General features: G+C 73.7%; 1 protein-coding gene. It reads left to right on the top strand.

Features of this window, described 5'->3' with window-relative positions:
• The coding region (locus ACFWM7_RS29675; protein WP_383266322.1) for an amino acid adenylation domain-containing protein at positions 1–9875 on the top strand (9875 nt) is incomplete at both ends.

Below are 9875 nucleotides of genomic sequence, written 5' to 3'. Positions count from 1 at the left end.
GGGCAGATCGACGGGCTGGAGGAGGAGTACGGGCGGCTGGCGGATGTGCTGCCGCTGTCTCCGCTCCAGCAGGGGCTGTTCTTCCACGCGGTGTACGACGAGCAGGCCGAGGATGTGTACACGGTCCAGCTCGCCCTGGACATCGAGGGTGTGGTGGACCGTGTCGCGTTGCGGGCGGCGGCGCAGACGCTGCTGGCCCGGCACGCCGGTCTGCGGGCCGCGTTCCGGCACGAGGGGCTGGACACGCCCGTCCAGGTCATCCCGGACCACACCGAACTCCCCTGGCAGGAGTGCGACTTCACCGACATCTCGGAGGCCGATCGCGAGGCCGCCGTACGCCGCTGGACGGATGAGGACCGGGCTGTTCGCTTTGACCCGACCCGGCCCCCGCTGATGCGCTTCGCGCTGCTGTCTACCGCCGCCGACCGGCACCGTCTGGTGATCACCAACCACCACATCCTCCTCGACGGCTGGTCCATGCCGGTCCTGGTCAAGGAGCTGCTGACGCTCTACACCCGCCAGGGCGACGGCACCCGTCTGCCCCGGGTCACCCCCAACCGGGACTACCTGGCCTGGGTTGCGGGCCAGGACCGGGCCGCCGCCACGGCCGCCTGGCGTCAGGTGCTCGACGGGCTCGACGAGCCGACGCTCGTCGCACCCGGCGGGCGGGACGGCAGTCCGGCCACGCCCGACCGGGTCACCGTCGACCTTCCGGCCGCGCTCACCGAGCGGCTCACCGCACGTGCCCGCACCGGTGGCGTCACCCTCAACACCCTGTTCCAGGCGGCGTGGGCGATGGTGGTGGGCCAGCTGACGGGCCGTGAGGACGTGGTGTTCGGGGGGACGGTCTCCGGCCGCCCGCCGCAGGTCCCGGGCATCGAGTCCATGGTCGGGTTGTTCATCAACACCCTCCCCGTACGGGTAGCCCTCGACCCTGCCGAGACGCTCGGCGCACTTCTGGAGCGGCTCCAGGAGCAGCAGGCCGGCCTCATGGACCACCAGCACCTCGGCCTCACCGACATCCAGCAGACCGGGGGACTCGGCGAACTCTTCGACACCCTCGTCGTGTTCGAGAACTACCCGCTCGACGCGGACGTGCTGGAGACCGGTGACGGGCTCACGGTCACGGGTATCGAGGGCCACGACGCCACGCACTACCCGCTGATCCTCACCGCCGTCCCAGGGGAGCGTCTGCACCTGCGGCTGGACTTCCGTACCGACCTGTTCGCCTCCGCCGGCGCCACGGTGCTCCTGGACCGGTTCGTCCGGTTCCTGGAGAACGCGGCCGACACCTTCGACCTGCCGGTGGGCCGGATCTCCCTGCTGGGCCACGACGAGCGCGAGAAGCTGCTCGTCAGCTGGAACGACGGCGAGGCCGTCGACCACGAGGACCGGGCGGTCCCCGTCCTCTTCGGCGATCTCGCCGCCTGGGCGCCGTCCGCCCCCGCCGTCGTCGACGACGCGGGCAGCCTCTCGTACGGCGAACTCGACGCGCGGGCCAACCGGCTGGCGCACCGGCTGCTCGCCGCGGGGGTGCGGCCGGAGGACCGGGTCGCGGTGTACATGGAGCGGTCACCCGACCTGGTGGCGGCGCTCCTCGCCGTACTGAAGGCGGGCGGCGCCTACGTACCGCTCGACGCCCGGTTCCCGGAGAGCCGGATCGAGCAGATCCTCGCCGGGACGGCCGCCGCGGTCGTGCTCGTCGACTCGGCCGGCGCCGTTCCCGGCGCTGCCGCCGGGCTGACGGTGATCGAGGCGCGGGCCGCACTGGACGAGACCGGGGCACCGGCGCACGACCCGGGTGTGGACGTGCGTCCGGAACAGCTCGCGTACGTCATGTTCACCTCCGGGTCCACCGGGGTGCCGAAGGGGGTCGGCGTCACCCACCGGGACATCGCCGAGCTCGCGGCCGCGAGCCGCTTCGAGGAGGGCCACGAGCGGGTGCTGCTGCACTCGCCGACCGCGTTCGACGCGTCCACGTACGAGGTGTGGGTTCCGCTGCTCGGCGGCGGCCGGGTCGTCGTCGCCCCGCCCGGCGACCTCGACGCGGTGGCCCTGCGCGAGATCACCGACCGGCACGGGGTCACCGCCCTGTGGCTGACCGCCGGCCTGTTCCGGCTGATCGCGGAGGAAGGGCCGGGCTGCCTCGCCCGGCTCCGCCAGGTGTGGACCGGTGGGGACGTGGTCCCCGCGGCGGCGGCGCGGCGCGTGCTGGAGGCGTGCCCCGGACTGGTGCTGGTCGACGGCTACGGCCCGACCGAGACCACCACGTTCGCCACCACCTACCGGATGGGATCGGCCTCCGAGGTGCCGCCCGCCGTGCCCATCGGCCGTCCGCTGGACGGCATGCGGGTGTATGTCCTGGACGCGGCCCTGCGCCCGGTTCCCGTGACGGTCGCGGGCGAGCTGTACATCGCGGGTTCGGGTCTGGCGCGGGGGTATCTGGGGCGTGCGGGGCTGACGGGTGAGCGGTTCGTGGCGGATCCGTTCGGTCCGGCGGGTGGTCGGATGTACCGCACGGGTGACTTGGTGCGGTGGAACACGGAAGGCCAGATCGAGTATCTGGGCCGTACGGACGACCAGGTGAAGGTGCGCGGTTTCCGGATCGAGCTGGGTGAGATCGAGGCGGTGCTGGCGGGTCATTCCGGTGTCGTGCAGGCGTCGGTGGTGGTGCGGGAGGACCGCCCGGGTGACCAGCGGATCGTGGCGTACGCGGTTCTCGGCGAAGGAGCCGGGGTGGACGCGGCGGTGCTGCGGGAGCATGTCGCCGCGGCGCTCCCGGAGTACATGGTCCCCTCCGCGTTCGTCATCCTCGACACGCTGCCGCTCACGGGCAACGGCAAGGTCGACCGCAGAGCGCTGCCCGCCCCCGAACGGGGCGACGGCTCCGGCCGCGCCCCGGCCAACGCCCAGGAGGAGATCCTCGCCGGGCTGTTCGCCGAGGTGCTCGGCCTGCCGGCCGTCTCCGTCGACGACAGTTTCTTCGACCTGGGCGGCCACTCCCTGCTCGCCACCCGCCTGGTCAGCCGTATCCGCTCCGTCTTCCACGTCGAGATCGCCGTCCGCGCGCTGTTCGAGGCGCCCACCGTGGCCGCCCTCGCCGGCCGGGTCGTCGCGGGCGGCGAGGCACGCACGGCGCTGACCGCCGGGGAGCGGCCCGAGGAGATACCGCTGTCCCCGGCCCAGCGCCGGCTGTGGTTCCTGAACCGCTTCGAGGGCCCGAGCGCCACCTACAACCTGCCGCTGGTCCTCCGGCTCACCGGCGACCTCGACCGGGCCGCCCTCCACGACGCGCTGGGTGACGTGGTGGCCCGGCACGAGAGCCTGCGCACCGTCTTCCCCGAGGTCGACGGCCGCCCCCGCCAGCAGGTGCTGGACGCCGGGGCCGCCCGGCCCGCCCTGCCGATGACGGAGGTCACCGCGGACCGGCTCGACGCGGCGATCGCCGATGCCGCGGCCGAGGGCTTCGACCTCGCCGTGCAACCGCCGCTGCGCGCCCGGCTGCTGCGGCTCTCCGACACCGAGCACGTGCTGGTCGCCGTGGTCCACCACATCGCCGGTGACGGCTGGTCCATGGCGCCCTTCGCCCGCGACCTCGGCCTCGCCCACGACGCCCGGCGCGGCGGCCGGGCCCCCGCCTGGCAGCCGCTCCCGGTGCAGTACGCCGACTACACGCTCTGGCAGCAGGAGGTCCTCGGCGACGAGAGCGACCCGGGCAGTCCGCTGGCCCGGCAGGCCGGGTACTGGCGGACCGCCCTCGCGGGCCTGCCGGAAGAGCTGTCCCTGCCGGTGGACCGGCCGCGCCCGGCCGAGGCCAGCCACCGCGGCGAGAGCATCCCGCTCCATCTGCCCGCCGAGGTCCACGAGCGCATCGTCGCCGTCGCCCGGGAGAGCCGCGCGAGCGTCTTCATGGTGGTCCAGGCGGCGCTGGCATCCCTGCTCGGCCGCCTCGGCGCGGGCGACGACATCCCGCTCGGCAGTGTGATCGCCGGCCGTACGGACGAGGCGCTCGACGACCTCGTCGGGTTCTTCGTGAACACGCTGGTGCTGCGCACCGACCTGTCCGGTGATCCGACGTTCCGGGAGCTGGTGGAGCGCGTACGGGAGACGGACCTGGCGGCCTACGCCAACCAGGACGTGCCCTTCGAACGGCTCGTGGAGATCCTCAACCCGGCCCGCTCGCTCGCCCGCCACCCGCTCTTCCAGGTCATGCTGGCGTTCCAGAACAACGCGGAGGCCACCCTCGACCTCGACGGCGTACGGGCGAAGGCGCTGCCCGTCGGGCTCGCGGCCGCCAAGTTCGACCTGCTGTTCTCGCTGGAGGAGACCTTCGCCGCGGACGGCGGACCGGCCGGGCTGCGCGGGGTCGTCGAGTTCTCCGCCGACCTGTTCGACCGGGCGACCGTCGAGTCCGTCGGCGACCGGCTGGGCCGCCTGCTCGCCGCCGTGACCGAAGCCCCCGACACGCGTATCGGCGCCGTCGACGTGCTCACCGGCCAGGAGCGGCACCGGGTGCTCACCGAGTGGAACGACACCCACCGGGACGTCCCGCCCGCCACCCTGCCCGAGCTCTTCCAGGCCCAGGCGGCCCGCACCCCCGGCCGCCCGGCGGTCGGCCACGCCGGCCACGAGCTGGAGTACGCGGAGCTGGAACGGCGCGCCAACCGGCTCGCCCATCTGCTGATCGAACGCGGCGCGGGCCCCGAGCAGTTCGTCGCCCTGGCCCTGCCGCGCTCCGCCGACATGATCGTCGCGCTGCTCGCCGTACTGAAGTCCGGCGCGGCCTATCTGCCGGTCGACCCGCAGTACCCGGCCGACCGCATCGCCTTCATGCTCACCGACGCCCGGCCGGCGCTGGTGCTCACCACCGAGGAGGCGGCCGGCGCCCTTCCGCCGGGCACCGAAGCGCTCCTGCTCGACGCCCCGGAACTGGCCGGCGAGCTGGCGGGGCTGCCGGAGACCGCTCCGGCCGACGCGGACCGGGTCCGCCCGCTCACCCCGGACCACCCGGCCTACGTGATCTACACCTCCGGCTCCACCGGCCGCCCCAAGGGTGTCGTCGTCGCCCACCGCAGCGTCGCCGACCTCGCGGCCTGGGCGGTGGCCGACATCGGGCCCGAGCGGCTCTCCGACGTCCTCGCCGCGACCTCGCTCAACTTCGACGTCTCCGTCTTCGAGATGTTCGGGCCGCTGCTCAGCGGTGGCCGCATCGAGGTCGTCCGCGATGTGCTGGCCCTGCTGGAAGGCCCCCCGGGACGCACATACAGCCTGGTCAGCGCGGTGCCCTCGGCGCTGGCGCACACCGTCGGCCAGGGTGGCACGGCCCGCTTCGGCGCGGATCTCGTGGTCCTCGCCGGTGAGGGGCTGTCCGCCCACACGGCCAACACCATCCGTGCCGCCGTACCCGGCAGCACGATCGCCAACATCTACGGCCCCACCGAGGCCACCGTCTACGCCACCGCCTGGTACGGCGACACCGCGGACGTCCACCGCACACCGCCGATCGGCAGGCCCCTGCACAACACCCGCGCCCACGTCCTGGACGCCGGGCTGCGCCCGGTGCCGCCGGGCGTCCCGGGAGAGCTCTATCTCTCCGGTTCGGGTCTGGCGCGGGGGTATCTGGGGCGTGCGGGGCTGACGGGTGAGCGGTTCGTGGCGGATCCGTTCGGTCCGGCGGGTGGTCGGATGTACCGCACGGGTGACTTGGTGCGGTGGAACACGGAAGGCCAGATCGAGTATCTGGGCCGTACGGACGACCAGGTGAAGGTGCGCGGTTTCCGGATCGAGCTGGGTGAGATCGAGGCGGTGCTGGCGGGTCATTCCGGTGTCGTGCAGGCGTCGGTGGTGGTGCGGGAGGACCGCCCGGGTGACCAGCGGATCGTGGCGTACGCGGTTCTCGGCGAAGGAGCCGGGGTCGACGCGGCGGTGCTGCGGGAGCATGTCGCCGCGGCGCTCCCGGAGTACATGGTCCCCTCCGCGTTCCTGTTCCTGGACGCCCTGCCGCTCAACCCGAACGGCAAGCTGGACCGCCGTGCGCTGCCCGCCCCCGACTTCGGGGCCGAGGCCGGCGCGGGCCGGGCGCCCCGCACCAGGAACGAAGAGACGCTCTGCACCCTGTTCGCCGAGATCCTCGGCGTCGAACGCGTCTCCGTCGACGACAGCTTCTTCGACCTGGGCGGCCACTCCCTGCTGGCGACCCGCCTGGTCAGCAGGGTGCGTACCCTCTTCGGCGCCGAACTCGCCGTCCGCACCCTCTTCGAGAGCCCGACGGTCGCCGCCCTCGCCGAACAGCTCGGCGACACCGAGGCGGCCCGGCCCGCGCTGGTGGCCCGGGTGCGCCCGGAGGCCGTGCCGCTCTCCCCGGCCCAGCGGCGGCTGTGGTTCCTGAACCGTTTCGAGCAGCGCAACGGCACCTACAACCTGCCCCTGGCGGTCCGCCTCACCGGTGACCTCGACCCGGACGCCCTGCGTGCCGCGCTGGGTGACGTGGTGGCCCGGCACGAGAGCCTGCGCACCGTCTTCCCCGACACCGACGGGCGGCCGCGCCAGCTGGTCCTGGCGGCCGAACAGGCCCGCCCCGAACTGCCCGTGTCCCCGTACGACGCCGGGAACCTGGCCGCCGCCGCGGCCCAGGACTTCGACCTGGCCGTCGAACCGCCGGTGCGGGCCCGGCTGTTCCGGGTCGCGGAGGACGAACACGTCCTGCTCGTCGTCGTCCACCACATCGCCGGGGACGGCTGGTCCATGGCCCCGCTCGCCCGCGACCTGGGCGCGGCCTACACGGCCAGGAGCCGTGGCGCCGCCCCCGCATGGCAGCCGCTTCCCGTCCAGTACGCCGACTACACCCTCTGGCAGCGCGACCTGCTCGGCGACGAGGACGACCCCGGCAGCGGCCTCGCCCGCCAGACGGCGTTCTGGCAGCACACCCTCGCCGGGCTGCCGGAGGAACTGTCCCTGCCCACCGACCGCCCCCGCCCGGCCGAGGCGAGCTTCCGCGGCGCCACCGTCCCGCTGGAGATCCCGGCCGCCGTCCACGCACCGCTCGCCCGGTTCGCCCGGGACAGCCGGGCCAGTGTCTTCATGGTCGTGCAAGCGGCCCTGGCCGCCCTGTTGCACCGCCTCGGCGCGGGTGCGGACATCCCGATCGGCTCGCCGATCGCCGGCCGCACGGACGAGGCCCTGGACGACCTGGTCGGCTTCTTCGTCAACACCCTCGTGCTGCGCACCGACGCCTCGGGCGACCCCACCTTCCGTGAGCTGGTGGCCCGGGTGCAGGAGACGGACCTCGCCGCCTACGCCCACCAGGACGTGCCCTTCGAGCGCCTGGTCGAACTGCTGAACCCGGAGCGTTCCCTCGCCCGGCACCCGCTGTTCCAGGTCATGCTCTCCCTCCAGAACAACGCGGAGGCCTCCCTCGACCTGGGAGGTCTGCGGGTCGATCCCTTCGACACCACCGTGGACGGCGCCAAGTTCGACCTGGCCGTCCAGCTGGCCGAGCGGTGGACGGACGACGGCGACCCGGACGGCATCGGCGGGCGCATCGAGTTCGCGACCGACCTGTTCGACCCGGAGACCGTCCAGGAACTGGCGGACCGTCTGGTCCGCCTGGTCGGCGAGCTGATCGCCGACCCGGACCGGCGGCTGTCGTCGGTCCGGCTGCTCACCGACGAGGAGCGCCACCGGGCGCTCGCGGAGGGGACCGGCACCGTCCGGGAGATCCCCGCGACGACCTGGCCGGAACTCTTCGAGCAGCAGGCCGCCCGCACCCCGGATGCCACCGCGCTCGTGGCCGGGGACACCCGGCTGACCTTCGCCGAGCTCGACGACCGGGCGAACCGGCTGGCGCGTCTCCTCATCGGCCACGGCATGGGCCCGGAGAGGTATGTGGCCGTGGCCCTGCCCCGTACGGCGGACCTCGTCGTCGCCTTCCTCGCCGTCGCCAAGTCGGGTGCCGCCCAGGTGCCCGTCGACCCGTCGCTTCCGGCGGACCGGATCGCCCTGGTCCTGCGCGAAGCACGCGCCGACGCCCTGATCACCACCCGGGAGACCGGCGGCACGATCCCCGCCGACCGGGGCGGCATCCGCGTCGAACTCGACGCACCCGCCGTCGCCGAGAAGCTGGCGGAGCTGCCCGGGACCGCGCCCGACGACTCCGTGAGGACCGTTCCGCTGCGGCCCGACCACCCGGCCTACGTCATCCACACCTCCGGTTCCACCGGCCGCCCCAAGGGAGTCGTGGTCGCCCACCGGAGCCTGGCCAACCTGTACCACCACCACTTCGGGGAGCTGTACGCGGAGCAGGCCGCCGAGGCGGGCCGGCCGCTGCGCGCGGCTCTCACCGCAGCCGTGTCCTTCGACGCCTCCCTCGACCCGCTGCTGTGGATGGTGGCCGGCCACGAACTCCACCTCGTCGACGACGACACCCGCCGCGAACCGGCGGCGCTGATCCGCTACGTACGGGACAGCGGCATCGACTTCATGGAACTGACCCCCTCGTACGCGGAACAGCTCATCGAAGAAGGCCTCGTCCGGGATCCGGAAGCCCGGCCCCGCATCCTCGCCCTCGGCGGCGAGGCAGTGAGCCGGAGCCTCTGGCAGGAGCTGGCAAGAACCCCCGGCATCACCGGCTGCAACCTGTACGGGCCCACCGAGACCACCGTCGACGCGCTGACCGCGCGGACCACGGAGTCGGACCTTCCCTTCCTCGGCCGCCCTGTCGGCAACTCCCGCGTCCAGGTTCTGGACGAGGCGCTGCGGCCGGTCGTCCCGGGAGTGGCGGGCGAGCTGTACATCGCCGGGGCCGGACTGGCCCGGGGGTACCTGGGCCGGCCGGACCTGACGGCGGAGCGGTTCGTCGCCGATCCGTACGGGCCGGCGGGCGCGCGGATGTACCGGACCGGGGACATCGTGCGGCGGACCCGCGACGGAGCCCTGGAGTACCTGGGCCGTACCGACGACCAGGTCAAGGTCCGCGGATTCCGCATCGAGCCGGGCGAGATCGAGTCCGTGCTCTCCCACTACGAAGGAGCGGCCCGGGCCGCCGTGGTGGTACGCGAGGACCGTCCCGGCATCCGGCGACTCGTCGCCTACGTCGTGCCGCGCACCGGCCACCTGGACACCGAGGCGGCTCGCGCCCATGTGGCCCAGGCCCTCCCCGCCTACATGGTCCCCTCCGCGTTCGTGGCGCTGGACGAGCTGCCGCTCACCGCGAACGGCAAGCTGGACCGGCGCGCGCTGCCCGCCCCGGAGCCGGTCAGCGGCACGGGCGCCGGACGGCCGCCGCGCGACGAACGCGAGGAACTGCTGTGCGGGCTCTTCGCCGATCTGCTGGGTGTGGCGGACGTGTCGGCCGATGACAGCTTCTTCGAGCTGGGCGGCGACAGCATCGTCTCGATCCAGCTGGTGAGCCGGGCCCGGAAGGCCGGACTGGTGTTCTCGGCGCGCGAGGTGTTCCAGCACCGGACCGCTGCCGCACTGGCGGCCGTCGCCACGGTCCCCTCGGAGGTCCGCGCCGAGGACCCGGCGGACGCCGTCGGGCCGGTGCCCGAGACGCCGATCGTGGGCCGGCTGCGGGAACTGGGCGGCCCGGTCGACGGGTTCAACCAGGCCATGCTGGTGCGGACTCCGGCGGATGCGACGTACGAGCGGATCGAGGCGGCGCTCCAGACCCTCCTCGACCAGCACGACATGCTGCGCTCGCGACTGGTGCGCGGCGCGGACGGCTGGAGCCTGGAGGTGTCAGGACCCGGCACGGTACGGGCCGCGGAGCTGCTGGGCCGTGGCGCCGGAGACATCGGCGCGGCCGCTGCGGCGGCGCGGCAGGGGCTGGCGCCCGAGGCCGGGGTGATGGTGCGGGCGGTGTGGTTCGCGGAGGC

Source organism: Streptomyces sp. NPDC058375, assembly GCF_042723425.1.
Lineage (GTDB): Bacteria > Actinomycetota > Actinomycetes > Streptomycetales > Streptomycetaceae > Streptomyces > Streptomyces durocortorensis.
This window is presented reverse-complemented; position numbering and strand designations above follow the sequence as displayed.